Origin of the sequence: Candidatus Karelsulcia muelleri (genome assembly GCF_002243425.1) — a bacterium.
In the GTDB taxonomy this organism is placed as follows: domain Bacteria; phylum Bacteroidota; class Bacteroidia; order Flavobacteriales; family Blattabacteriaceae; genus Karelsulcia; species Karelsulcia muelleri_E.
Genome location: NZ_CP021172.1, coordinates 67501 through 92841 on the forward strand (window position 1 = coordinate 67501; position 25341 = coordinate 92841).

A 25341-nucleotide genomic window follows, 5' to 3' on the forward strand; every position below is an offset into this window, starting at 1 on the left:
AAAAAGAATATGATCTAATTGAAGTAGAAGCTAAAAAAGCAGGTTTCAATTATCTAAAGTTAGATGGGGAGGTAGCATGTATGGTAAATGGAGCAGGTTTAGCAATGTCTACTATGGATATGATTAAACTATATGGAGCTAATACAGCTAATTTTTTAGATTTAGGTGGTAAAGCAGACTCAAAATGTCTAAAAAAAGCATTTGATATCATCTTAAAAGATAAAAAAGTAAAAATAATATTAATAAATATTTTTGGGGGAATTGTTCGATGTGATATAGTTGCTGAAGGCATTATAAATTATTTTAATAAAAGTATAAATAAGAAAATTATTCTAAGGTTAGAAGGTACAAATGTAAATTTAGCAAAAAAACTAATAAATAATAGTATAATAAATAATAGTATAATATATGTAACTTCTCTAGAAGAGGCTGCTAATAAAATAAAACAAATTATAAATGTATTATAAATACGTTGTGTCATATAGAAAATATATACCTATAGATTTTGATGATGTTATAGGTCAAAAACAAATTACTGAAACTTTAAAAAAAGCTGTAGAAAGAAATATGTTATCTCAATCTTTTTTATTTTGCGGTCCTAGAGGAGTAGGAAAAACAACTTGTGCAAAAATATTAGCTAGAAAAGTAAATCATTTTTCTTATGAAGAAAAAAATAGTATGTTTAATATTCTAGAATTAGATGCTGCTTCAAATAATTCTGTAGATGATATAAGGCAGATTATAAATCAATTAAATTTTATTCCCCAATACGGGAAATATAAAGTATATATAATTGATGAAGTTCATATGTTATCTAATTCAGCATTTAATGCTTTTTTAAAAATCTTAGAAGATCCACCATCACACGTAATATTTATATTAGCTACTACTGAAAAAAACAAAATATTGTCAACTATCATTTCTCGTTGTCAGGTTTATGATTTTAATAGAATATCTGTTAATGATATAAAAGAATATTTAATAAATATTTGTAAAAAAGAGAATATTGAATATGAAGAAGATGCGTTATTATTAATTTCTGAAAATTCATATGGATCTTTACGTGATGCTTTATCAATATTTGATAGACTAATTTTATATTCTAATAATAGATTATTAAGAACTATAGTATATAATAAATTAGGTATACTAGATCTAGAATATTGTTTAAAGATGACAGATTTTATGATAAAAAAAAATATATATAAAGTCTTATTATTATTTGATGAAATAATTGAAAAAGGTGTAGACATAAATCTGTTTATAACTTCTTTATCTAAACATTTTAGAAATCTTCTGATATCAAGGAATATAAGAAGTAATAAATTATTATCATTTTCTGAAAAAATAAGAAAGAAATATTTGATTCAATCTAAAAAAATAGATAAAAAAGTAATTATTAAAGCTTTAAATATATGTAATAATACTGAAAAGACATATAAACAAAATCAAGATATAAGACTTGCAGTAGAAATAGCTTTAATTAACTTATCATCTTAAATTATTTGTTTGTTTCTTCTGATTCTTGTTCAATAGCTTTTTTAAATTCTCTCTCATAAGGAATACCGTAGTAGTGCACAATAACATTATTTATTAAAAAATATGAAAATTTAATTAAAAAATGAATTATTCAATTGAATTTAAAAAATATGCTATTAGTTCAAAAACTATAAATAGTAGTAAAATTGATAATTATATCAAATCAATGACTCCATACATAATGGAAGAAAGAAAGTATAATGTATCTCAAATGGATGTCTTTTCAAGATTAATGATGGATAGAATTATTTTTTTAGGAACACCTATTGATGATCAAATAGCTAATATTATACAAGCTCAATTATTATTTTTACAATCTTTAGATTCCAATAAAGGTATTCAAATATATATTAATTCTCCTGGAGGTAGTGTTTATTCTGGATTAGGCATTTATGATACTATGCAAATTTTAAAACCAGAAATATCTACTATATGTACAGGAATAGCTGCCTCTATGGCAGCTATTTTACTTTGTTCTGGAAAAAAAGGTAAAAGATCTATTTTAAAACATTCTAGAGTTTTAATTCATCAACCTATTGGTTACGCTAAAGGCCAATCATCAGATATGGAAATAACTGTACGTGAAATTTTAAAATTAAAAGAAGAACTTAATAAGATTATAAGTGAACATACTAATCAACCATTTGAAAAAGTACAAAAAGATTCTGATAGAGATTATTGGATGACTTCTGAAGAAGCTAAAAATTATGGTATTGTTGATGAAATTTTATTATAAAAACTAATAAATTGAATACTAATTCAAGTTCTCCTAGAGAAATAAAATATTTTTTAGATAAATATGTTATTGGTCAAGAAGACGCTAAAAAAACTATTTCTGTTGCTGTTTATAATCATTATAAAAGAATTTATTACTCATATAAAGCTAAAGTAGAAATAGATAAATCTAATATTTTAATTATAGGTGATACAGGTACTGGAAAAACTCTTATAGCTAAAAGCATTTCTAAATTTTTAAATGTTCCTTTTACAATAGTAGATGCAACTTCACTTACTGAAGCAGGATATGTAGGAGAAGATGTAGAAAGCATTTTAACTAAATTATTACAATCAGCTAATTATAATATTGCTTTAGCAGAAAAAGGTATAGTATTTATAGATGAAATTGATAAAATTTCTAGAAAAAATGATCATCCATCTATTACTAGAGATGTTTCAGGAGAAGGCGTACAACAAGCTTTATTAAAGATATTAGAAGGATCCATTGTTAATGTACCTACTAATGTGGGTAGGAAACATCCTGAGCAAAAACTAATTAAATTAAATACTAAAAATATTTTATTTATTGCTGGAGGAGCATTTGAGGGATTAAAGAATATTATATCAAATAGATTAAATCTATCTACTATAGGATTTAAAAAAAATGTTTCTATAGAAGTAGATGGTAAAGATTTATTAAATTTTGTATCATCACATGATATAAAAAAATTTGGATTAATACCTGAATTAATAGGAAGGTTACCTATTATAACTAATTTAAACTCTCTCTCAAGAGAGTCTTTAAAAAGAATATTATTAGAACCTAATAATTCAATTATAAAACAATATAAAGAACTATTTTTATTGGATAAAATAAAATTAAAATTTACTTATTCAGCTATTGATTTAATAGTTTATAAAGCTATTAAATTAAGTTTAGGTGCAAGAGGATTAAAAACTATTTGTGAAAAAATAATTAAAGATTATATGTTTAATATAGATCTGATAAAAGAATCTCTTATAATAGATAAATTTGATATTAAATTAAAATAATTGAAAAAAAAAGCCACCCCTCTTATGAAGCAATACTATGAGATAAGAAATCAATATCCTGATGATACTATAATATTATTTAGAGTAGGAGATTTTTATGAAATATTTGGAAATGATGCTATCAAATGTTCAAAACTACTTAATATTGCTTTAACAAAACGTAATAAAAATTCATCAATTGAATTAGCTGGATTTCCTTATCATTCTATAGAAAATTATTTACCAAAATTAATTAAATCTGGATTTAGAGTTGCAATATGTGATCAATTAGAAAAAAAACAAATAAAAAAACAAATTATAAATAGAGGTGTAACAGAAATAATAACTCCTGGTGTAATTATTAATAGTGAAGTTTTAGAATCTAAAAAAAGTAATTTTTTAGCATCAATTTCTATAGATAATAGAAAGATTGGTATCTCGTTTTTAGATATCTCTACTGGAGAATTTTTTGTTGGAGAAGGATCTAGTAATTATGTAGAGAAATTTTTTAAAAAATTTAATCCTAATGAAGTTCTTTATAAAAAAGATAAAAAAAAAGATTTATTAAAAATAATAGTAAATAAATATTATTCTAATGGAATGGAAGATTGGGTTTTTGATTATTTATCTGCGTATGAAAATTTATTAATGCATTTCAAAACGAACTCTCTTAAAGGATTTAAGATAGAAAACTTATATAATGGGATAATTGCTGCTGGAGCAATATTAAACTATGTTTGTAGTATATGTAATCTTAAAATTAGTCATATATCTAATATAACTAAATTAGTAGAAAATGAATATGTTTCATTAGATGATTTTACATTAGAAAATTTAGAAATAATAAAATCAAAAAATGAAAAAGCTATAACATTAATAAATATATTAGATAATACAATTTCTTCGATGGGCGGAAGATTATTAAAAAAATGGATTACTTTTCCATTAAAAAATCTTTTGGAGATAAAAAAAAGACATAAAATAGTATATTCATTTATAAAAAATAATAATATTTATAAAGATATAAACGAAAAATTAATAAATATTTCGGATATAGAAAGATTAACATCAAAAATAGTTTCTTATAAAGTTAATCCACATGAGATAATTTTATTATCAAAATCTTTAAAAAAGATTACAGAGATAAAAAATCTCCTTTTAAAATCTGAAATTTATGTTTTAAAAAACATTTCATATGAAATTAAAAATTGTGAGAATATATATATTCATATTGAAAAAATATTATCTATGTCTTCTCCAAATTCAATAATTTTACCTGGATTTTCTAAAGAATTAGATGAATTGAGAAAAATTATTAATTCAAGTAAAGAATATATAAATAATATCTGTAAACGTGAAAAACAAAATACTGGAATCAAAAAACTAAAAATATTATTTAATAAGATTTTTGGTTTTTTTATAGAAATTAAAAGTATTTCTAAAGAAAAAGTTCCAAGCCATTGGCTACTGAAACAGAAATTATTTAATTGTGAACGGTATATAACAGATGAGTTAAAAAATCATGAAATCAAAATACTTTCTTCTAAAGAGAAGATAGAATCTATAGAAAATAATATTTTTTCTAAATTAATAGATTATATATCTAAATATACAGATATATTACAATTTAATTCTAAATTAATTGCAGAAATAGATATATTTATGTCATTTGCTAAATGTGCAATAGATAATAATTATATATGTCCAGAATTAAATGAATCTTTTAATCTTTATATAAAAGATGGTAGACATCCTGTAATAGAAAAACAAATATATTCATATAATAAATCTTATATTCCTAATGATATTATGATGAATAATAATGATTCTCAAATAATAATAATTACTGGCCCAAATATGTCAGGTAAATCTGCAATTTTACGTCAAACAGCATTAATAATATTAATGGCTCAAATCGGTAGTTATGTTCCAGCAAGTTATGCTTCTATTGGAATAGTTGATAAAATCTTTAGTAGAGTTGGATCATCTGACAATATTTCTATGGGAGAATCTACTTTTATGAAGGAAATGAATGAAACAGCGAGTATAATAAATAATTTATCTGATAGAAGCTTTTTAATTTTGGATGAAATAGGAAGAGGAACAAGTAATGATGATGGAATATCACTAGCGTGGGCAATAATAGAATTTTTAAATAAAAATATTCATAAGCCAAAAACTTTATTTGCTACTCATTATCATGAATTGAATAATATTAGTAATTATATTAATAATATTAAAAATTATAGTGTTTCTGTAAACAAAATAGATGATCATCTAATTTTTACAAGAAAATTATTAAATAATGTAAGTAAAACTAATAATGGTAGTTATGGGATACATATAGCTAAAATTGCAGGTATGCCAGATTCTATTATTAATAGAGCTAATGAATTATTATCTATAATAAAGAGATATAAAATAAATGTAAAATTTGTTTATAAAAAGAAGTATTATATAAATAATATTTATTCATTTATTAAAAATCTAGATATAGATAATCTCACACCTAATGAAGCTATTAATAAATTATATTTAATAAAAAAAAAAATCAAATCACTTTTTTAAAATTTGCGAGAATAGCTCATTTGGTAGAGTACTACCTTGCCAAGGTAGTGGTAACGGGTTCAAATCCCGTTTCTCGCTCAACTAAAGCCTGGATGGTGAAACTGGTATACACGCAGGACTTAAAATCCTGTAGCTCTTAAAAAGCTGTGCGGGTTCAATTCCCGCTCCAGGCAATGTTTAAAGTATAGAATTGGTAAGATAACTTATTATTAAATGAATTGATTTTGAAGAATCATCATTTGCTGGTATAGGATAATCTATATTTCTAGGATCACAATTTGTATCAACTATTCCAATAATAGGAATACATAAATTAATACACTCCTTTACAGCAATTTTTTCTTTTTTTACATCAACTATTATTACACATGCAGGTAAAGAATTCATTTTAGATATAGATCCTATATTTTTTTTTAATTTATTTTTTAATCTATCTATAAGTAATTTGTCTTTTTTAGACATCATATTATATGTTCCATCTATTTTTTGCCTATCTATAACATTCATTTTTTTTACAGATTGACGTATAGTAGACATATTAGTTAAAATTCCTCCTAACCACCTTTCTGTTATATAAGGCATATTAACTTTTTTTGCATAATCAGAAACTATATCTTTAGCTTGTTTTTTTGTTGCAACAAATAATATTTTTTTTCCAGAAGAAACAAGATTTTTAATAAATTTACAAGCTTCATTTATTTTTTTTATAGTTTTAGAAATATCTATAATATGTATACCTCCTTTTTTCATAAAAATATACTTTCTCATATTTGGATTCCATTTTGATGTTGTATGACCAAAATGTGCTCCTACTTTAATAAATTTTTCTATATTATACATAATAAATTATCTTTTTGAGAATTGAAAATTTTTACGTGATTTTTTTTTACCATATTTTTTTCGTTCTACCATTCTTGGATCTCTAGTAAGTAAATTTTGTTCTTTTAGAATAGGCTTATGATTAATATCAAATTTACAAAGAGCTCTAGAGATAGCTAAGCTAATAGCTTCAGCTTGACTATTGATACCTCCTCCTGAAACTTTTATATAAAAATCAAATTTATTTTGATTATATGTTAATAATAATGGTTTTGATATTTTATTAAATAATAAATTATTATTAAAATAATTTTTAGAAGGTATATTATTTACTTTAATTAAACCACTTCCAATTTTCATGTACATTCGTGCAACAGCAGTTTTTCTTCTACCTATAGTATGAATCATCTTTTTAATAAATATCATTTATATTTAAATTTTTAGGTTTTTGTTTATACAAATTATGTGTATCATAAGGATAGATATATAAATTTTTTCTTATTTTTCTTCCTAATAAAGTTTTTGGTAACATTCCTAAAATAGATTTATATATTAATTTACAAGGATTAATTTTAAATAATTCAATTGCAGTTGATTTTTTTTGTCCTCCAGGATATCCACTATGACTAATATATAATTTAGTTTTCCATTTTTTTCCAGTAAGAATTATTTTACTTGCATTAATAATAATAATTTTATTTCCACAATTAAGATTTTGAGTAAAAAAAAAATTATTTTTTCCTATTATTATTTTTGCTATTATAGAACAAAATCTCCCTAGTTTTTTATTATCTGCATCAAATAAAAACCATTTATTATTTAAAATAGCTGTAGCTGATAAAGTTTTAAATCCTAAAATATTCACATTAATTTTATTATTATAATAAAGTATATTAATATTAATTAAAATATAACAAATTACAATTATATAATTAAAATGAGTAAAATAATAGGTATAGATTTAGGAACTACAAATTCCTGTGTTTCTGTAATGGAAGGAAATTCCCCAGTGGTAGTTCCTAATTCAGAAGGAAAACGCACCACTCCTTCAATAATTGCTTTTATAGAAGGAGGAGAAACAAAAGTTGGAGATCCAGCTAAACGTCAAGCTGTTACTAATCCTAGTAAAACTATTTTTTCTATTAAAAGATTTATGGGACGTAACTTTTCAGAAGTTACTGAAGAATTAAAAAATATTCCTTATAAAATAATAAAAGGAGAAAATGATACACCTAGAGTTCCTATAGGAAATAAATTATATACTCCCCAAGAAATATCTGCTATGATTTTACAAAAGATGAAAAAAACAGCAGAAGATTATCTTGGTAATGAAGTTAAACAAGCTGTTATTACTGTCCCAGCATATTTTAATGATGCTCAACGTCAAGCAACAAAAGAAGCTGGAGAAATTGCTGGATTAAATGTAGAACGTATAATAAATGAACCAACTGCTGCAGCATTATCTTATGGATTAGATAAAAATAATCAAAATCAAAAAATAGTTGTATATGATTTAGGTGGAGGAACATTTGATATATCTATTCTGGAATTAGGTGATGGGGTATTTGAGGTTTTATCTACAAGTGGAGATACTCATCTTGGAGGTGATGATTTTGATAAAGTTATTATAGATTGGTTAGTTAAAGAATTTAAAGTAGAACAAGGAGTAGATTTAAGTAATGATTCTATGGCGTATCAAAGATTAAAAGAATCTGCAGAAAAAGCAAAAATAGAACTTTCATCTAGTACAAAAACTGAAATTAATTTACCATATATAACTGCAACTCCTTCTGGACCAAAACATTTAGTAAAAATACTTACCCGTGCTAAATTTGAAGAATTATCTTATGATCTTATTAAAAGATCATTAGATCCTTGTAAAAACGCTTTAAAAGCTTCAAATTTAATCTCTAAAGATATAGATGAAGTAATTTTGGTAGGAGGGTCTACACGAATACCTAAGATACAAGAACAGGTAGAGAAATTTTTTGAAAAAATTCCTTCTAAAGGAGTAAATCCAGATGAAGTAGTTTCAATTGGAGCAGCAATACAAGGAGGTGTTTTAAGTGGAGATGTCAAAGATGTATTATTATTAGATGTAACTCCATTATCATTAGGTATTGAAACATTAGGTGGAGTATTTACTAAATTAATAGACTCAAATACTACTATTCCTACTAAAAAATCAGAAATTTTTTCTACTGCTTCAGATAATCAATCAGCAGTTACTATACGTGTTGGACAGGGAGAAAGATCAATGTTTAATGACAATAAAGAAATAGGTAGATTTGATTTAATAGATATTGCACCTGCACCTAGAGGAATTCCACAAATAGAAGTTACATTTGATATAGATGCAAATGGAATTTTAAATGTATCAGCTAAAGATAAAAGCACTGGTAAAGAGCAATCTATACGAATACAAGCTTCATCAGGATTAAGCAAAAATGAAATAGAAAGAATGAAAAAAGAAGCACAAGAAAATTCCGATAAAGATCATAAAATCAAAGAAGAAATAGAAAAAATTAATTCTGCTGATAGTATTATTTTTCAAACTGAAAAACAACTTAAAGAATCTGGTAATAAAATTTCAGAAGAAACTAAAAAAAAACTTGAGATTAATTTAAATAATCTAAAAGATGCTCGTAATTCAAAAAATATATCTGATATAGATAATTATATTAATAAAATTAATAATATATTGTCTTCTTCATATCAAGAAATATATAAAAATAATGAAAGTGTTAAAGATGTAGATTTTGAAGAAATTAAATAATAAGTAGTTTTTAACTTTAAAAATATAAAAATATCGCTTTAAAAAAAACAAAAAATAATTCCCAACGTTATAAAAAAGAGGAATTACATAGAGTTAATAAACGTATAACTGCTACTAAACTACGTTTAGTAGGTGATAATATGAAAAATGGGATTTATTCTTTAAAAGAAGCTTTAGCTATAGCTTCTAATATTGGTTTAGATTTAGTAGAAATAAATACTAAAACAGATCCACCTATATGCAGAATACTTGAATATAAAAAATTTTTATATGAACAAAAGAAAAAAAATAAAAAATATAAACAAGAAAAAATTATAACTAAAGAATTAAGATTAAGTCCACAAATATGTGAGCATGATACTCTTTTTAAAATAAAACATGCAGAAAAATTTTTAAAATATAAAGAAAAAGTAAAATTTACAATTTTTTTTAAAGGTCGTTCTATAATTCATAAAGATAAAGGTAAAATACTTTTATTAAAATGTGCCAATTATCTTGAGAACTTTGGTAAAATAGAAAAAATGCCAATTATGGAGGGTAAAAAAATGTTTATAATAATAACACCTAAAAAAAATAATTAATTATTATGTTTAAATTAAAAACTAAATCTGGAGCAAAAAAACGTTTTAAATTTATAGTAAATGGAAAAATTAAGAGAAAAAAATCATTTAAAAATCATCTTTTAACTAAAAAAGAGAATAAAAGAAAACGTAGATTATCCTACTTTTCTAGAGTACACAAATCAGATATAAAAAATATAAAAAAACAATTATTATTAAATTAATATATAATGCCTAGATCAGTAAATGCAGTAGCATCAAAAAAACATAGAAAAAAAATTTTAAATTTTGCTAAAGGATTTTATGGAGCAAGAAGTAAATTATATACAGTAGCTAAAAATGCTGTTGAAAAATCATTTAAATATTCTTATTTTGGACGTAAAAATCAAAAAAGAAATTTTAGAAAATTATGGATTAAACGGATTAATGCAGCAGCTAGAGAAAATGGTATATCATATTCAAATTTAATTTTTTTAATTAGAAAAAATAATATTAAATTAAATCGTAAATGCTTAGCAGATTTAGCTATGAAGAATAATTCTTCATTTAAGAAAATGATAAAAAAAATTTCATATTAAATTATAGAATTTCTATATCTAGATCTATAGATAAGATAGAATTTATATAATTTAGATAATTTATAGAATTTATATAAATTATAATTTAAATTAAAATTTTTTTTTATTAAAATATTTTTTAAAATAAAAATATTATCTATAAATAATTTACCTTCAATATGATCATATTCATGTTGAATGATTATTGATAATAAACCGTTAAAATGTTGTTTATATTTTTTCCAATTTTCATCATAATATTCTATAATTATATTATTTTTTCTTTTTATATTTTCTATTATATTAGGAATACTTAAACAACCTTCTTTAGATATCAAATTATAACCATATTTTTTTATTATTATTGGATTAATAAAAACTTTTTTCAACTTTTGTTTAAAAAAATTATGATATTCAATAATAAATAAACGAATAGATAAACCGATTTGGGGAGCAGATAATCCAATTCCTTTAGCCTGATACATTGTATAATACATATTATTAATTAAAAAATTAATATCTTTATATGATTTATCAATCTCAATACATTTTTTTCTTAAAAAAGAATTTCCATAAATTATGATTGGTAATATCATATATTTTAATATTTTATATATTCTTGTAATAGAATAGTTGCACTTATTTTATCTAAAAAATTTTTATTTTTTTTTAATCTAGTATTTATTAAATAGTAATTTGCAATTTTAGATGTAAATCTTTCATCTATACGTTTTATTATTAAATTTGGATATTTATTATTTATTATTTTTATAAATTTTTTAATATATTTTTCTATAGGAAATAGAGAATTATCAAATCTTATAGGCAATCCTATTACAATAGTATCTATATCTTCAGATTTAAGATACTTATATAATGTCCAAATTATATTATTTGAATTTACTGTATCTAGACCAAATGCTATTGATCTAATAGAATTAGTAATGGATAATCCTATTCTTTTTTTTCCATAATCAATACATAAGATTTTTGACATAAAAATTAATTATATATTATTTTAAATATAAAACTTTATATGGAAAAAATTTTATTTAATTTAAAAAAAAATATAGATTCATATTGGAATATGAAAGACAATTTGAATCATTGTGATGTTAAATTTACTGTAGAAAAAGTTATAGAATATTTAGATAAAGGTAAAATAAGAGTAATTTCTTTTTCAAAAGAAAATAAGCTTATTATAAATGAATGGATAAAAAAAGCAATATTAATTTATTTTAAAATAAAAAAAGTTAAATTAATAGAATTTGGATCATTAAAATTTTTTGATAAAATTCCTTTAAAAAAAAATTATAATAAAATTGGGGTACGTGTAGTACCTACTGCTATAGCTAGATATGGATCCTATATTTCAAAAAATGTAATTTTAATGCCATCATATGTCAATATAGGAGCCTTTATAGGAAAAGAATCTATGATAGATACTTGGGCTACTATAGGGAGCTGCGCTCAAATTGGTGAGAGAGTTCATATAAGTGGTGGAGTTGGAATAGGAGGAGTATTAGAACCTTTACAATCTTCACCTGTTATTATAGGTAATAATGCTTTTATAGGATCAAGATGTATTATAGTTGAAGGAGTCATTGTAGAAGAAGAGGCTGTACTAGGAGCTAATGTAGTAATAACCTCTTCTACGAAAATAATAGATGTTACAAATGATAAGCCAATAATATCTAAAGGCTTAATTCCGAAAAGATCAGTAGTGATTCCTGGATCATATCCTAAAAAATTTAAATCAGGTACATATTACGTTCCTTGTGCATTAATTATAGGTAAAAGAAAAGAAAGTACTGATAAAAAAACATCTTTAAATCAAGTGTTAAGAGAATATAATATTTCAGTATAATTGAAATTTACATGTAGTTGGAGGTTTAAAGTCTTAAAATAAAGTAAATAAAGTAAATAAAGTAAATAAAGTAAATAAAGTAAATAAAGTAAATAAAGTAAATAAAGTATATTAAAGTATTTTTTTACCTATTTCTAGAATAAATAGATTAGCTTTTTCAAAAGAATTTGGTATTATTCCATTCATAATAGCATATTTTAAAATATTTTTTATTATACCTATTTCTTTACAAGGATTTATTCCAAAAATATTCATTATATGATAACCTGATATAGGAGACACCCATTTTTTATCTTTTTCTTCAACTTTTTGAAGTTTTAATTTTAATAAATTCAAATTTTTTTTATATTGTATTTTTTTTATATAATTTTTAGTTGTTATATCAGATTGACACATTAAAATTAAATCTTCTATATCATCCCCTATATCAAATAATAATCTTCTTATTGAAGAATCAGTAGCTGTATAACTTATCAAAGTTATAGGTCTTGAGCTATATTTAATAATTTTTTTAACATATTTAATGTATTTTTTTTTAGGTAATTTTAGTCTTTCAAATATTGAAGTAATCATTTTTGATCCTATTAATTCATGTGAATGAAAAGTCCACCCAAAATTTGGTATATATTTTTTAGTTATAGATTTTCCTATATCATGTAATAATGCAGCCCATATTAACCAAATCTTATTAGTATATATAGTAATATTATCTACAACTTCTAATGTATGAAGAAAATTATCTTTATGTGTAAATTTTTTTTTATTTTCAATACCTTTAAGATTTCTTAATTCTGGTAATATTATTGATAATAATCCAATTTTATATAAATAAAAAATTCCTGTAGAAGGTTTATTAGATAATAAAATTTTATTAAATTCATATAAAATTCTTTCTATAGAAAGAATTTTCATAATTTGTATTTTATAATGTATTGATAAATTATCATTTTTAAAATTAAATTCATTATAAAAACGAATAGCTCTTATCATTCTAAGAGAATCATATGAATCTATAGTAGATTTTATTTTATTTTTCATTATATCAAATAATCCTCCAAAAGAATCTATTAATTTTCCATAATTTAAATTATTTAAGCTAATAGCTAAAGTATTAATAGTAAAATATATTTTTTTTTTAAATTCTGAACATCTTTTATTGGCACTAATAAATTCTATATTTAAATTATTATATTTAATAATAGCAGTTCCAAAATAACTAAATATATTTATTTTATGTTTGTGATCTAATTTTTCACATACTTTTTTAGCAAGTTTAATACAATCTCCTACCGTAACAATATAAACTTTTTTACAAACATTTTTTCCAATTAGAAAATCTCTTACATATCCTCCTATTACATAAGATTTTTTATTCATCTTATTTACAGAAAATCTAATTATAAAAAAGATTTTTTTATCAATAGCTTTATTACAATTCATATTTTTTTTATGATATTAATCCAGAACCTATTACTTCATTATTTATATACCAAACTATAAATTGACCTCCATTAACTGCTAATTGTGGAATTTCAAATTCTACATATAAATCATGGTTTTTTTTATATAAAGTAGCTTTTTTAAAATTTTGTCTATATCTAATTCTACATTCAACTTCGATTTTTGTTTTTATTTTTTTTTTATTTATCCAATGAATATTATATTTTTTAATACAAATTACTTTTGTATATAATCCTGGATGATTTTTTCCCATTCCTACATATAAAATATTTTTTGTAATATCTTTTTCTATTACAAATAGTGGATATTTAGATCCTCCAATTTTTAATCCTTTTCTTTGCCCTTTTGTAAAATAATGAGCACCTATATGGTGACCTATAATTTGACCATATTCTTTTTTATATTCTATTTTTTGATAGAATAATTTCTTTTGTTTATATTTAAAAATATGACTATTTTTATTTATTTCTATAATAATTCCTTTTTTTTCTGCTAATTTTTTTTTTAAAAAATTGAAAAATTTTATTTTTCCAATAAAACATATTCCTTGAGAATCTTTTTTATTAGCATTAATTAAATTATACTTATTAGCTATTTCTCTAACTTCTTTTTTATTTAACACCCCCAGTGGAAAAATAGATTTTTTAATTTGAACTTTATTAAGTTTACATAAAAAATATGATTGATCTTTATTAGAATCAATCCCAGATATTATCTTATAAGAAATTTTACCATTTTCATTAATTTCTTTTTTTCTTACATAATGACCTGTTGCAATAAAATCTGATTTTAAAAAAATTGATTTTTCTAAAAAAAATTTAAATTTAATTTTACTATTACAAATTATATCAGGATTAGGGGTATAACCTTTTTTATATTCTTTATAGAGATAATCTATAATTAGATTTTTATAATTTTTAGTTATATCAATGATATAAAATGGTATTTTTAAACTTTGTGAGACTAACATTGCATCTATACTATCTTCTCTCCAAGGACATTTATTGTCAAAATTATAATATTTCATAAATATCCCAATAACATCATAACCTTGTTTTTTTAGTAACAAAGCTGCTACACTAGAATCTACTCCGCCAGAAATTCCTACAATTACCCGTTTAACATTCATCTTTCTGATGAAAACATTTCTCTTACTTTTTCAAAAAAAGATTTTTCATATTTCTGAGGACTAGGAATAAAATTTTCATCATTTTTAATTTGTTTAAAAATTTTTTTTTGTTCTTCATTTAATTTTTTAGGAGTCCATACATTTATATGTATAAGTAAATCTCCTCTTCCATAACCTTCAAGAGAAGGTAATCCTTTTCCTTTTAATCTAAGAGTTTTTCCTGATTGGGTTCCAGCATCTATTTTAAGACGAGCTTTTCCATCTCCAGTTGGAACTTCTTCATAAGCACCTAATACTGCAACTGTAAATGATATATATAAATCGTAATGTAAATTTTTTCCTTCTCGTTTTAATTGATCATGAGGTATTTCTTCAATAACAACTATAAGATCACCAGGGATACCATTCCCAAATGGAGCATCATTTCCTTTACCTGATATTTTTAATTGTATTCCTTCAGTTACTCCAGGAGGAATAGTAATACTTACTAATTCTTCTTTTTTTTTTAAACCTTTATTATTTACTCCTTTAGGGAGTCTTTCACTTTTTTTTCCTAACCCACCACATATACTACATGTAGTAGTAGTATGCATTATTCCTAAAATTGTATTCGTTACACGTGTTATTTGTCCTGTTCCATTACAATTTTTACAAAAAATAAATTCCACCCCTTTAGCCATTTTCATGCGTTGAACTTTAATTTTTTTTTCTATTCCTCTTAATATTTCATTAAGTGATAATTTAACTCTTATTCTTAAATCACTTCCTTTAATATTTTTGTTTTTGTAATTACTAAATCCTGAAAAACTTCCATTAAAAGCATCTCCAAATATATCTCCAAATATATCTCCAAAATTTGTAAAAATATCCTCCATATTCATACCTCCAGAATCTCCTTGAGAATGACCAAATTGATCATAACGTTTTTTTTTTTCAGGATTACTTAATATATCGTAAGCTTCAGCTGCTTCTTTAAATTTTTCTTCTGCTTGCTTTTCTTTATTTTTATCTGGATGATATTTTATCGCCAATTTTCTGTAAGCTTTTTTTATTTCATCAGTAGTTGCATCTCTAGATATACCTAATATTTCGTAATAATCTTTTTTTATCATTATAATTATTAATTAATTTCCTACAACAACTTTAGAATATCTAATAATTTTATTATTTAAATAATATCCATCCTCTATTACATCTATTACTTTTCCTTTTAGTTCATCCAATGATGCTTTAACTTGAGTAATTGCTTCATGCAAATCTGTATTAAATACATCACCTTTTTTTGTTTTAATTTTTTTTAGTCCTTTATTTTTTAATATTTTATAAAATTTTTCTTTAATCAAAGATATTCCTTGAATTAAAGTAACATTATTATATTTTTTTATTTCTTTTAAGCTTCTATAAAAATCATCTAAAACAGATAATAAATCCAATAAAAGAGTTTCATTAGCATTATTTATAATATCTAATTTTTCTTTTTTTATACGTTTTTTAAAGTTTTCAAAATCAGCAAAAAGACGTAAATATTTTATATTTAATACATTATATTGATTTTCATTTTGATTTAATTCATGTTTGTTTTTAGACATAAAAATTAAATTTTAAATTATATATTACAAATATATATACAAATATAATAAAAATACAAATTATTACAAATAATTTCGTAATTTAAGAGAATTATATTAATTTTAATAAAAAACAAATTATTAATATGAATTATTATGATGTTGTTGTAATAGGATCTGGTCCAGGTGGATATATATCTGCAATACGTTGTTCACAATTAGGATTTAATACTGCTATTATAGAAAAATATAAATATTTTGGGGGAACTTGTCTTAATGTAGGATGTATTCCATCAAAAACACTTTTATCCTCTGTGGAAAACTATCATAAAGCTAAAGATATGTTTTATAAACATGGAATAAAATTTGATAATCTATTATTAGATTTTACTAAAATGATGAATAGAAAAAATAATATTATTAATAAAATTTGTGAGGGAATAAAATATTTATTTATTAAATATAATATTAAAACTTATTTAGGAACAGCTAGCTTTAAAGATAAAAATACTATTTCTATTTTAGATTCTAAAATAGAGATAATAAAATTTACTTATGCTATAATAGCTACTGGATCTAAACCAATGGAATTACCCTTTGCAAAAATAGATGGAAATCAAATTATTTCATCTACAGATATTTTATCACTTAATTATATTCCAAAAAAATTATCAATAATAGGAGGTGGGGTTATAGGTATTGAATTAGGATCATTATATAATAAAATAGGATCAGATGTAACAATAATTGAATCTGAACAAAATCTAATTAGTAATCTTGATTTAGATTTAAGTAAAGAATTAAAAAATATTTTAAAAAAAAATGGTATTAAATTTTATCTTTCAACAAAAGTAGAAAGCATAGATATAATTAAATCTAATGTTAAAATTAATGCTAAAATAAATAAAAATGATGAGATAAATATTATCTGTGATTGTTGTTTATTATCAATAGGAAGAATTCCATATACAAATAATTTAGGATTAGAAAATCTTGGCATAAAAAAAGATAAAAAAGGTTTTATATTAGTAAATAATAATTTACAAACAAATATAGAAAATATATATGCTATAGGTGATGTTATTGGAGGATTAATGCTAGCACATAAAGCTGAAAAAGAAGGAAGATTTGTCTCAGACAAGATATATGCTAATAAAAATTTGATAAATTATAATTTAATACCATCTGTAATTTATACAAATCCAGAAGTAGCTAGTGTAGGAAAAAGTGAAAAAGAATTAAAATATTTTAATATAAAATATAAAATAGGTAAATTCCCTACTAAAGCTTTAGGTAGGGCTATTTCTAGTGGAGAAATTAATGGATTTGTAAAAATATTATCTGATGAATTAACAGATGAAATTTTAGGAATTCATATGATAGGTCCTAGAGTCTCAGATATAATAATTGAAGCAGTTTTAGCTATGGAGTTTAAAGCTTCATCTGAAGATTTATCATTAATATCATATGCTCATCCTACTTTTACTGAAGCTGTTAAAGAAGCAGCATTAATTGCTACAGGGAATAAACCTATACATATCTAAATGGGAGGTTAGAAACTGGGTTGTTAAATTTACTATAATGTATAAAATTAGTAAAAAATCAGAATATTTTCTATATAAATATTTAAATGCTTATTCTCCAACTGGAAATGAAGTTGATGCTCAAAAAATTTGGATGAAATATATAGAACAATATTCAGACTCAATTGAAACAGATAATTATGGAACAGTTGTAGGGGTTATAAATAATAAAAAGACGTTTAAAATTGTAATTGAAGCACATGTAGATGAAATTACATGGTATGTTAATTATATTACAGATGATGGAATTATTTATGTAGCTAGAAATGGTCGTACTGATCATCAGATAGCACATTCAAAACGTGTTAATATTCATACTAAAAATGGTATTATTGATGGATTATTTGTATGGCCTGCTAAAATTTATAAAACCCCCACATTTCTAGATATAGGTGCTTCTAATAAAAAAGAAGTAGAAAATTTGGGGGTTAATGTAGGTTGTATGGTAACTTATCCAGATGATTTTTTTATTATGAATAATAAATATTTTGTAGGTCGTGCATTATATAATAAAATAGGTGGATTTATTATAGCTGAAGTTATGAGGTTAATAAAAGAAAAAAATGTGGTATTACCTTATGGGTTATATGTTATAAATTCTGTTCAAGAAGAAGTAGTAGGAGCTATTAGTAATAAGATTAACCCTAATCTAGCTATAATAACTGATGTATGTCATGATACTTCTACTCCTATGATTGATAAAAAAATAAATGGAGATGTAAAATGTGGATTGGGACCAGTTATAAATTATTCTCCATCAATACACAATAATTTACGTGAACAAATAATTTTTATTGCTAATAAAAATAATTTATCCTTTCAAAGACTTGTATCACCTATATGTACAGACGCTTATTATAATAATGGTGTAATTTCGGCGTTAATATCTATTCCTATTCGTTATATGAATACAACGGTAGAAATGGCTAATAAAAAAGATATAGAAAATTGTATACATCTAATGTTTGAAATATTAAAAAATATAGATATTAACGAAAATTTTAAATATTTGTAAAATGTGAATCATCTATCTTAAAAAAGATATTAGGCATTTTTTTAAATCTTAATTTTTTAAATAAAATTTTTTTATAATATTTTGATTTATTATTAATAATCTTTATAAGATTATATTGATTTTCTTTTGGAAAAAAACTTATATAAATTTTAGCTAAATCAGAATTTAGTATTACTTTAGTAATTATTATTAATTTTCTATAAGGAAAATAGATTAATTCACGATTAAATATTTCAGATAATTTTTTTTTAATTAAAATGGCAGCTTTTTGATTTTTAAACATAATTTATGAAATAAATATAATTATTAATGTATATTAGAAATTTAAAAAAAGTAAGAACGTAGGTTTAGGTGATAATTTTAGATATATTTTTTTTGAATAAAAAAATTATTTATCATGTTAAAAAATGATGAGACTATAGTAGCTATAGCTACTCCTAGTGGATATGGAGCAATTGCGGTTATACGTATTTCAGGAAATAATTCTATTAAAATTATAAAAAAAATATTTTGCTCGTTTTCAAAAAACAAAATTGAAAAAAATTCTATCCATTTAGGATATATAAAATATAAAAACCAAATTATTGATAAGGTATTAATTTTTTTATTTAAAAAACCAAAATCATATACTGGAGAAGATATAGTAGAAATCTCTTGCCATGGATCTATTTACATACAAAATAAATTATTGTCAATAATTATTGACAAAGGAGCAAGATTAGCAAATCCTGGAGAATTTACTTTACGTGCATTTCTTAATGGAAAGATAGACCTTTGTCAAGCTGAATCAATATTAGATATTGTAAATTCAGAAACATTTTTTTCTCATAAATTTGCTATTAATCAAATGCGGGGAAATATTTCTATTTTAATAAGAAAATTAAGTAAAAAAATAATTAATTTATTATCATTAATAGAATTTGAATTAGATTTTTCTGAAGAAAATTGTAATTTTATAAATTATTTAGAATTTAAAAAAATGTTATATAATATAATTAAAAAATTAAAAACTTTAATAAGATCATTTAAAATAGGAAATGCTTTAAAAAATGGAATATCAGTATCTATAATAGGATGTCCTAATGTAGGAAAATCAACTTTATTTAATAAATTATTGAAATATGAAAGATCAATAGTATCTAATATTGCAGGTACAACTAGAAATTATATAGAAGATAGTTTAATTATAAATGGTATAAAATTTCGTTTTATAGATACAGCAGGTCTAAATAATAATACAAAAGATTATATAGAAAAATTAGGTATAAAAAAAACATATAGTAAGATTAATAAATCTGATTTAATATTATATGTTTTTGATGATTTAAATGAAAAATTTATATTAAAAAAAGTAAAATCTTTACAAGAAAAATACCCTAAAAAAAAAATATTGATTATTATTAATAAATATGATTTAATTAAAAAAAAAATCAAAGAATTTAATGATAAAAAAATATTTAAAATATCTGCTAAATATGGATATGGTGTTAATAATTTATTATCTGAAATAACTTTTTTTTCTAAAAAAATTACTTCTTTAAAAGAGAATACTATAGTAATAACTCAAACAAGACATTACGAATCTTTTAAAAAAGCTATTTTTTATTTATATAAAGTTAAAAAAAATTTATATTCAATTTCTCCAGAATTTTTATCTATAGATATACGTACAGCTTTAGATTATTTAGGTAAAGTAACTGGTGAAGTAACTAACGAAGATATACTATCAAATATTTTTTCTAAATTTTGTATCGGAAAATAAATCTTTGTGTAACTACTTTAAGCTGGGTAATCTTAATTTAGAGAAAAATCTTTATTGAATAGAATATATTGATGCAATATACAAATTATTCTCAAAGTATATATCGTGGAGCTTACAAATGCACAATCTAAGTAAAGGTTGGGGTGATTAGCTCAGTTGGTTAAGAGTATCTGCCTTACAAGCAGAGGGTCACTGGTTCAAATCCAGTATCACCCACTATTTATATTAAAATTTATATTAAAATTTATATTAAAATTTATATTAAAATTTTTATTAATGTATATAATATTCGATACAGAAACAACAGGATTACCTTTTAATACCCCAATAAATAATATTATTAATTTGCCTCGTTTAGTAAAAATTTCATGGGTATTACTTGATGAAAAATTACAATTAATAGAACTTAAAGATTACATAATTAAACCAGAAGGTTATGAGATTCCTTTTAACTCAACTAAAAGACATGGTATAAGTACAAAATATGCAATTGAAAAAGGAATTCAAATAAATTTTGTGTTAGAAGAATTTAATTTGATTATAAAAAAATCTAATTTTTTGATTGGTCATAATGTGTTTTTTGATATAAAAATAGTATGTGCTGAATTTATTAGAATTAATAAAAAAATTTCGTTGTTTAAAAAACAAATTATTGATACTAAAGAAATATCTATTTGTACGATGGGTAAATTAGAAAAATGGCCTACACTTACAGAACTTTATAAAAAGTTATTTAATGATACATTTATTGCACATGATTCTAAATCAGATGTATTAGCAACTACAAAATGTTTTTTTGAATTATTACGTATTGGTATAATATCAAAAGTGTATTTAAAAAAAGAATTATTAATTAATAATAAAAATAAATATTATTCACATATTCATAATCATACTTCTTTCTCAATACTTTCTTCAACAATTGATATCAATTCTTTAATAAAAAAAACTATAGAATATGATATGGATGCAGTAGGTATAACTGATTATGGTAATCTGATGGGAGTTTTTCATTTCATAAATAGAATTAAAAATCTAAATGATAATTTATTAGTAAAAATAAAACCAATTATAGGATGTGAATTATATATTTCAGATAATTATTTAATAAAAAAAACTGATAAAATATATAATCAAGTTTTTTTTGCTAAAAATAAAAATGGTTATTATAATTTATCAAAATTATGTTCTCATGGATTTATAGATGGATATTATTCAGGAATTCCTAGAATTGGAAAAAAATTAGTTGAAAAATATAAAGCTAATTTAATAGCAGTTAGTGGAGATTTAAATTCTGAAATTCCATTTACTATTTTAAATAAAGGAGAAAATGAGGCTGAAAAAGTATTTAAATGGTGGCATAATTTATTTGGAGACGATTTTTATATAGAAATCTTAAGACATGGTTTAAAAGAAGAAGATCATGTAAATAAAATTCTTTTAAAATTTTCAAAAACATTTAATGTAAAATTTATTCCACAAAATAATAATTTTTATCTTTCCCAAAAAGATTATCATGCACATGATATTTTATTATGTGTAAAAAATAGTCAAAAGCAATCTACTCCTATAGGAAAAGGTAGAGGATTTCGTTTTGGATTTCCAAATAAAGAATTTTATTTTAAAAATAAAAATAAAATGTATAATCTTTTTTCAGATTTACCTGAAGCATTTGATAATTTAAAAGAATTAATAGAAAAAGTAGAATTTTATGACATTACAAATAAAATTTTATTACCAAAATTTTCTATTCCAAAGATATGGATAAAAAAATATTGTATAAAGAATAATTATGAAAATGAATATTTAAGGTATTTAACCTATAAAGGAGCTAAAACAAAATATTTATATATAAATGATATAATCAAAAAAAAAATTGAATTTGAACTTGAGACTATAAAAAAAATAGGATATCCGGGATACTTTCTTATAGTACAAGATTTGATTTGTAAAGCAAAAAATATAGGTGTTGAAGTAGGACCTGGAAGAGGTTCTGTTGCTGGATCTGTTGTTGCTTATTGTCTAGGTATAACTAATATAGATCCAATAAAATATAATCTTCTTTTTGAAAGATTTTTAAATCCTGATCGTATATCTCTACCTGATATTGATATTGATTTTGATGATAAAGGTCGTGAAAAAATAATAGAATGGGTAGTTAATAAATATGGTAAAAATAAAGTTGCTCAAATAATAACATATGGAAAAATGGGAGCAAAATCTTCAATAAGAGATACGGCTCGTGTTTTAAATCTTCCTTTATTAGAAACAGATAACATTGCAAAAATTGTACCTAATATATCTCTAAAAGAGATAATAAAAAAAAATATCAAATATTTAAAAAAAAAATTAAATTCTGAAGAATTAGAAAATGTAATAAAATTAAAAAAAATTTTTAAAGAAAAAAAAACTTTACAGTCTAAAATACTTAAACAAGCTATGGTAATTGAAGGTTCTGTTAGAAATACTGGAATTCATGCATGTGGAATAATAATAACACCTTCAGATATTAAAAAATATATACCTGTATCTACAACAAAATATTCTAATCTTTTATTAACTCAATTTGATAATGATGTTGTAGAAAAAGTGGGGTTATTAAAAATGGATTTTTTAGGATTAAAAACGCTTACTATAATTAAAGATACATTATATCTAATTCAAATACATCTTGATGAGGTTAATCTTTATGATGTTAAAACTTATAAATTATTTAATAAGGGAGAAACAGTTGCTGTTTTTCAATATGAATCTCCTGGTATGCAAAAATATCTTAGAAGGTTAAAACCAGATAAATTTGATGATTTAATAGCTATGAATGCTTTATATCGTCCGGGCCCTATGCAGTATATTACTAATTTTATAGCCCGTAAACATGGACTTGAAAAAAGATCTTATGATCTTCCTGAGCTTAAAGAATTTTTAGAAGAAACTTATGGAATTACAGTTTATCAAGAACAAGTTATGTTGATTTCACAAAAAATCTCTGGATTTAGTCAAGGAGATGCAGATCTTTTAAGAAAAGCTATAGGGAAAAAAGACAAAGATGTATTAATAAATATAAAACAAAAATTTATTGATGGTGGTATAAATAATGGTTATTCAAAAAATATTTTAGAAAAAATCTGGAAAGATTGGAAATCTTTTGCTTCATATGCTTTTAATAAATCTCATTCTACATGTTATTCATATATAGCTTTTAAAACAGCATATCTAAAAGCACATTATCCAGCTGAATATATGGCTTCAGTATTAAGCAATAATATGCAAAATTTAAAAAATATTACTTTTTTTATTGAAGAATGTAAACGTATGGGAGTAATAGTACTTGGACCAGATATAAATGAAAGTAATTATAAATTTACTGTTAATAAAATGGGATATATCCGTTTTGGAATGGGGGCTATTAAGGGTATAGGAAAATATTCTGTTAATTCTATTATTAAAGAAAGAAAACTAATTAATAGATATAATTCTATATTTTGCTTAATAAAAAATGTTGATTTACGATTAGTTAATAAAAAAGTTTTAGAAAATTTAGTTTTATCAGGAGCTTTTGATAATTTTAAAAAAAAAATACATAGATCTCAATATTTTTATGAAGAAAATGGATCAAATATGATAGAAAAAATTATAAAATTTGGGGTAAAATATAAAAATATAAAAATAAATATGAAAAATTCACTTTTTAGTAATGTTAAAGATATAGAAATATTAGAACCAAAATTTAAAAATTGTAAAAAATGGAATAATATTGATCTTTTAAAGAAAGAAAAGGAAGTAATAGGAATGTATCTAACTTCTCATCCATTGAATGAGTATGTTTATGAAACAAAATATTTTACTAATGCTTCATTATATGATATAAATCATAATAAAGAAAAAATTCTTGGAAAGAAAATTAATATATGTGGAATAATATCTAAATCATTACATAGAATATCAAAAAATAATAAAAAATACATAATCTTTCTTCTAGAAGATATTAAATCTAATAAGGAATTTAAACTAATTAGAGATAATTATGAAAAATATAAAAATTTAATATATGAAAATAATCTAATATACATGAGTTTATATATTAAAAGAATTAAAAATAAAGAAATATTTATTAAAATATTAAAAATATTAAATATTAATAAAGTATTAAAACTATTAACTTCTAGTATAGAGATTATTATTGAAATAAATTATTTAAATAATGATTTAATCAAAAAATTAAAAAATTTAATTTTAAAAAATTTAGGAAGTCAAAAATTATATATATCAATATATGATAATAAAAAAAAAATAAAATATTTATCAAAACAATATTTGATAAATATAAATCATAATTTGTTAGAAAACCTTAGTAAGGAATATAAAATAAAATTTAAATTAAAATAAAA

24 protein-coding genes and 3 tRNA genes (1 of these 27 only partly in view) are annotated in these 25341 nt (G+C 22.1%); 17 read left to right on the top strand and 10 right to left on the bottom strand.

The window, feature by feature from the left end; all coding sequences use genetic code 11:
• The 7 genes from sucC to CA211_RS00365 all read left to right on the top strand — a co-directional run.
• Window positions 1-467 carry the 3' end of an ADP-forming succinate--CoA ligase subunit beta gene (sucC, locus tag CA211_RS00335; protein WP_094248644.1) on the top strand. The gene continues 718 nt to the left of window position 1, outside the view, so only the last 467 of its 1185 coding nucleotides appear in the window; its start codon lies off the left edge, out of view; it ends in the stop codon at window positions 465-467.
• Window positions 457-1500, top strand: coding sequence for a DNA polymerase III subunit gamma/tau (dnaX, locus tag CA211_RS00340; RefSeq protein WP_094248508.1), 1044 nt, complete (start codon window positions 457-459; stop codon window positions 1498-1500). Before sucC ends, dnaX begins: the two co-directional genes overlap by 11 nt.
• A 121-nt stretch (window positions 1501-1621) precedes the next feature.
• Complete coding sequence (locus CA211_RS00345; protein ID WP_094248509.1) at window positions 1622-2275, top strand: ClpP family protease; 654 nt, start codon at window positions 1622-1624, stop codon at window positions 2273-2275.
• Between the two features lie 11 nt (window positions 2276-2286).
• Window positions 2287-3309: an ATP-dependent Clp protease ATP-binding subunit ClpX gene (gene clpX, locus CA211_RS00350; RefSeq protein WP_237985488.1), complete on the top strand. Its 1023-nt coding sequence runs from the start codon at window positions 2287-2289 to the stop codon at window positions 3307-3309.
• Window positions 3310-5856 (top strand): DNA mismatch repair protein MutS, encoded by a 2547-nt coding sequence (mutS, locus tag CA211_RS00355; RefSeq protein ID WP_094248511.1) that lies wholly within the window; start codon window positions 3310-3312, stop codon window positions 5854-5856. It abuts the gene before it with no gap.
• A gap of 5 nt (window positions 5857-5861) precedes the next feature.
• Window positions 5862-5934: transfer RNA gene (locus CA211_RS00360), tRNA-Gly, on the top strand.
• 8 nt (window positions 5935-5942) lie between these two features.
• Window positions 5943-6029, top strand: a tRNA-Leu gene (locus CA211_RS00365).
• A 4-nt stretch (window positions 6030-6033) separates the two neighbouring features.
• On the opposite strand, the gene rpsB is transcribed toward CA211_RS00365, so the two are convergent.
• The 3 genes from rpsB to rplM are packed head-to-tail and all read right to left on the bottom strand — an operon-like array spanning window position 6034 to window position 7540.
• Window positions 6034-6696, bottom strand: coding sequence for a 30S ribosomal protein S2 (gene rpsB / locus CA211_RS00370; RefSeq protein WP_094248512.1), 663 nt, complete (start codon window positions 6694-6696; stop codon window positions 6034-6036).
• A gap of 6 nt (window positions 6697-6702) precedes the next feature.
• Window positions 6703-7101 carry a 30S ribosomal protein S9 gene (rpsI, locus tag CA211_RS00375; protein WP_192940298.1) on the bottom strand — a complete coding sequence of 133 codons (399 nt, stop codon included), beginning with the start codon at window positions 7099-7101 and terminating at the stop codon, window positions 6703-6705.
• On the bottom strand, window positions 7088-7540 hold the full coding sequence (gene rplM / locus CA211_RS00380; RefSeq protein ID WP_094248513.1) for a 50S ribosomal protein L13: 453 nt from the start codon (window positions 7538-7540) through the stop codon (window positions 7088-7090). Before rplM ends, rpsI begins: the two co-directional genes overlap by 14 nt.
• 72 nt (window positions 7541-7612) lie before the next feature.
• On the opposite strand from rplM, the gene dnaK reads away from it, so the two are divergent.
• Genes dnaK through rplT form a run of 4 tightly spaced genes read left to right on the top strand, consistent with a single transcriptional unit; the run spans window position 7613 to window position 10589 of the window.
• The gene (gene dnaK / locus CA211_RS00385; RefSeq protein ID WP_094248514.1) at window positions 7613-9451 is read left to right on the top strand and encodes a molecular chaperone DnaK; all 1839 of its coding nucleotides are present in this window, start codon (window positions 7613-7615) and stop codon (window positions 9449-9451) included.
• Between the two features lie 32 nt (window positions 9452-9483).
• Window positions 9484-10032 (top strand): translation initiation factor IF-3, encoded by a 549-nt coding sequence (infC, locus tag CA211_RS00390; protein WP_094248515.1) that lies wholly within the window; start codon window positions 9484-9486, stop codon window positions 10030-10032.
• 5 nt (window positions 10033-10037) lie between these two features.
• Entirely contained in the window at window positions 10038-10235 is a 198-nt protein-coding gene (gene rpmI, locus CA211_RS00395) for a 50S ribosomal protein L35 (RefSeq protein WP_007743809.1), read from the top strand.
• 6 nt (window positions 10236-10241) lie between these two features.
• The gene (gene rplT / locus CA211_RS00400) at window positions 10242-10589 is read left to right on the top strand and encodes a 50S ribosomal protein L20 (RefSeq protein WP_094248516.1); all 348 of its coding nucleotides are present in this window, start codon (window positions 10242-10244) and stop codon (window positions 10587-10589) included.
• Here rplT and def read toward each other — a convergent pair.
• Together def and ruvX are read right to left on the bottom strand one after the other, a co-directional pair.
• The gene (gene def / locus CA211_RS00405) at window positions 10586-11164 is read right to left on the bottom strand and encodes a peptide deformylase (protein ID WP_094248517.1); all 579 of its coding nucleotides are present in this window, start codon (window positions 11162-11164) and stop codon (window positions 10586-10588) included. The genes rplT and def overlap by 4 nt on opposite strands.
• Before the next feature lie 5 nt (window positions 11165-11169).
• Window positions 11170-11565, bottom strand: coding sequence for a Holliday junction resolvase RuvX (gene ruvX / locus CA211_RS00410; RefSeq protein ID WP_094248518.1), 396 nt, complete (start codon window positions 11563-11565; stop codon window positions 11170-11172).
• Window positions 11566-11604: 39 nt separating this feature from the next.
• Between ruvX and CA211_RS00415 the strand changes: the two genes are divergently transcribed.
• On the top strand, window positions 11605-12435 hold the full coding sequence (locus tag CA211_RS00415; protein ID WP_094248519.1) for a 2,3,4,5-tetrahydropyridine-2,6-dicarboxylate N-succinyltransferase: 831 nt from the start codon (window positions 11605-11607) through the stop codon (window positions 12433-12435).
• 111 nt (window positions 12436-12546) lie between these two features.
• Here CA211_RS00415 and CA211_RS00420 read toward each other — a convergent pair whose 3' ends face one another.
• The 4 genes from CA211_RS00420 to CA211_RS00435 are packed head-to-tail and all read right to left on the bottom strand — an operon-like array spanning window position 12547 to window position 16614.
• Window positions 12547-13875 carry an HD domain-containing protein gene (locus CA211_RS00420; protein ID WP_094248520.1) on the bottom strand — a complete coding sequence of 443 codons (1329 nt, stop codon included), beginning with the start codon at window positions 13873-13875 and terminating at the stop codon, window positions 12547-12549.
• A gap of 7 nt (window positions 13876-13882) precedes the next feature.
• The gene (gene mnmA / locus CA211_RS00425; RefSeq protein ID WP_094248521.1) at window positions 13883-15025 is read right to left on the bottom strand and encodes a tRNA 2-thiouridine(34) synthase MnmA; all 1143 of its coding nucleotides are present in this window, start codon (window positions 15023-15025) and stop codon (window positions 13883-13885) included.
• Window positions 15022-16137 (bottom strand): DnaJ C-terminal domain-containing protein, encoded by a 1116-nt coding sequence (locus tag CA211_RS00430; RefSeq protein ID WP_094248522.1) that lies wholly within the window; start codon window positions 16135-16137, stop codon window positions 15022-15024. The genes mnmA and CA211_RS00430 overlap by 4 nt, the downstream gene beginning before the upstream one ends.
• Before the next feature lie 12 nt (window positions 16138-16149).
• A complete protein-coding gene (locus tag CA211_RS00435) occupies window positions 16150-16614 on the bottom strand; it encodes a nucleotide exchange factor GrpE (protein WP_094248523.1) in 465 nt (154 codons plus the stop codon).
• Window positions 16615-16739: 125 nt separating this feature from the next.
• On the opposite strand from CA211_RS00435, the gene lpdA reads away from it, so the two are divergent.
• Window positions 16740-18137 (top strand): dihydrolipoyl dehydrogenase, encoded by a 1398-nt coding sequence (lpdA, locus tag CA211_RS00440; RefSeq protein ID WP_094248524.1) that lies wholly within the window; start codon window positions 16740-16742, stop codon window positions 18135-18137.
• A gap of 37 nt (window positions 18138-18174) precedes the next feature.
• On the top strand, window positions 18175-19191 hold the full coding sequence (locus CA211_RS00445) for a zinc-binding metallopeptidase family protein (protein WP_094248525.1): 1017 nt from the start codon (window positions 18175-18177) through the stop codon (window positions 19189-19191).
• Here the strand turns inward: CA211_RS00445 and CA211_RS00450 are convergent.
• Complete coding sequence (locus CA211_RS00450) at window positions 19178-19474, bottom strand: ribosome-binding factor A (protein ID WP_094248526.1); 297 nt, start codon at window positions 19472-19474, stop codon at window positions 19178-19180. The genes CA211_RS00445 and CA211_RS00450 overlap by 14 nt on opposite strands.
• 114 nt (window positions 19475-19588) lie before the next feature.
• Here CA211_RS00450 and mnmE point away from each other — a divergent pair, with 114 nt between their 5' ends.
• From mnmE to dnaE, 3 genes are all read left to right on the top strand, one after another.
• Complete coding sequence (mnmE, locus tag CA211_RS00455; RefSeq protein WP_094248527.1) at window positions 19589-20953, top strand: tRNA uridine-5-carboxymethylaminomethyl(34) synthesis GTPase MnmE; 1365 nt, start codon at window positions 19589-19591, stop codon at window positions 20951-20953.
• A 141-nt stretch (window positions 20954-21094) separates the two neighbouring features.
• Window positions 21095-21169: transfer RNA gene (locus CA211_RS00460), tRNA-Val, on the top strand.
• Between the two features lie 60 nt (window positions 21170-21229).
• Entirely contained in the window at window positions 21230-25339 is a 4110-nt protein-coding gene (gene dnaE / locus CA211_RS00465; protein WP_094248528.1) for a DNA polymerase III subunit alpha, read from the top strand.
• Window positions 25340-25341 lie beyond the last annotated feature (2 nt).

Coding starts and splice junctions, on each gene's coding strand:
- ruvX (WP_094248518.1), bottom strand. CDS start 11,565: ATGTCAAAAATCTTATGTATTGATTATGGAAAAAAAAGAATAGGATTA.
- CA211_RS00435 (WP_094248523.1), bottom strand. CDS start 16,614: ATGTCTAAAAACAAACATGAATTAAATCAAAATGAAAATCAATATAAT.
- rpmI (WP_007743809.1), top strand. CDS start 10,038: ATGTTTAAATTAAAAACTAAATCTGGAGCAAAAAAACGTTTTAAATTT.
- rpsB (WP_094248512.1), bottom strand. CDS start 6,696: ATGTATAATATAGAAAAATTTATTAAAGTAGGAGCACATTTTGGTCAT.
- CA211_RS00415 (WP_094248519.1), top strand. CDS start 11,605: ATGGAAAAAATTTTATTTAATTTAAAAAAAAATATAGATTCATATTGG.
- def (WP_094248517.1), bottom strand. CDS start 11,164: ATGATATTACCAATCATAATTTATGGAAATTCTTTTTTAAGAAAAAAA.
- CA211_RS00430 (WP_094248522.1), bottom strand. CDS start 16,137: ATGATAAAAAAAGATTATTACGAAATATTAGGTATATCTAGAGATGCA.
- dnaK (WP_094248514.1), top strand. CDS start 7,613: ATGAGTAAAATAATAGGTATAGATTTAGGAACTACAAATTCCTGTGTT.
- mnmA (WP_094248521.1), bottom strand. CDS start 15,025: ATGAATGTTAAACGGGTAATTGTAGGAATTTCTGGCGGAGTAGATTCT.
- dnaE (WP_094248528.1), top strand. CDS start 21,230: ATGTATATAATATTCGATACAGAAACAACAGGATTACCTTTTAATACC.
- mnmE (WP_094248527.1), top strand. CDS start 19,589: ATGTTAAAAAATGATGAGACTATAGTAGCTATAGCTACTCCTAGTGGA.
- dnaX (WP_094248508.1), top strand. CDS start 457: ATGTATTATAAATACGTTGTGTCATATAGAAAATATATACCTATAGAT.
- lpdA (WP_094248524.1), top strand. CDS start 16,740: ATGAATTATTATGATGTTGTTGTAATAGGATCTGGTCCAGGTGGATAT.
- CA211_RS00445 (WP_094248525.1), top strand. CDS start 18,175: ATGTATAAAATTAGTAAAAAATCAGAATATTTTCTATATAAATATTTA.
- rpsI (WP_192940298.1), bottom strand. CDS start 7,101: ATGATATTTATTAAAAAGATGATTCATACTATAGGTAGAAGAAAAACT.
- CA211_RS00420 (WP_094248520.1), bottom strand. CDS start 13,875: ATGAATTGTAATAAAGCTATTGATAAAAAAATCTTTTTTATAATTAGA.
- CA211_RS00450 (WP_094248526.1), bottom strand. CDS start 19,474: ATGTTTAAAAATCAAAAAGCTGCCATTTTAATTAAAAAAAAATTATCT.
- rplT (WP_094248516.1), top strand. CDS start 10,242: ATGCCTAGATCAGTAAATGCAGTAGCATCAAAAAAACATAGAAAAAAA.
- CA211_RS00345 (WP_094248509.1), top strand. CDS start 1,622: ATGAATTATTCAATTGAATTTAAAAAATATGCTATTAGTTCAAAAACT.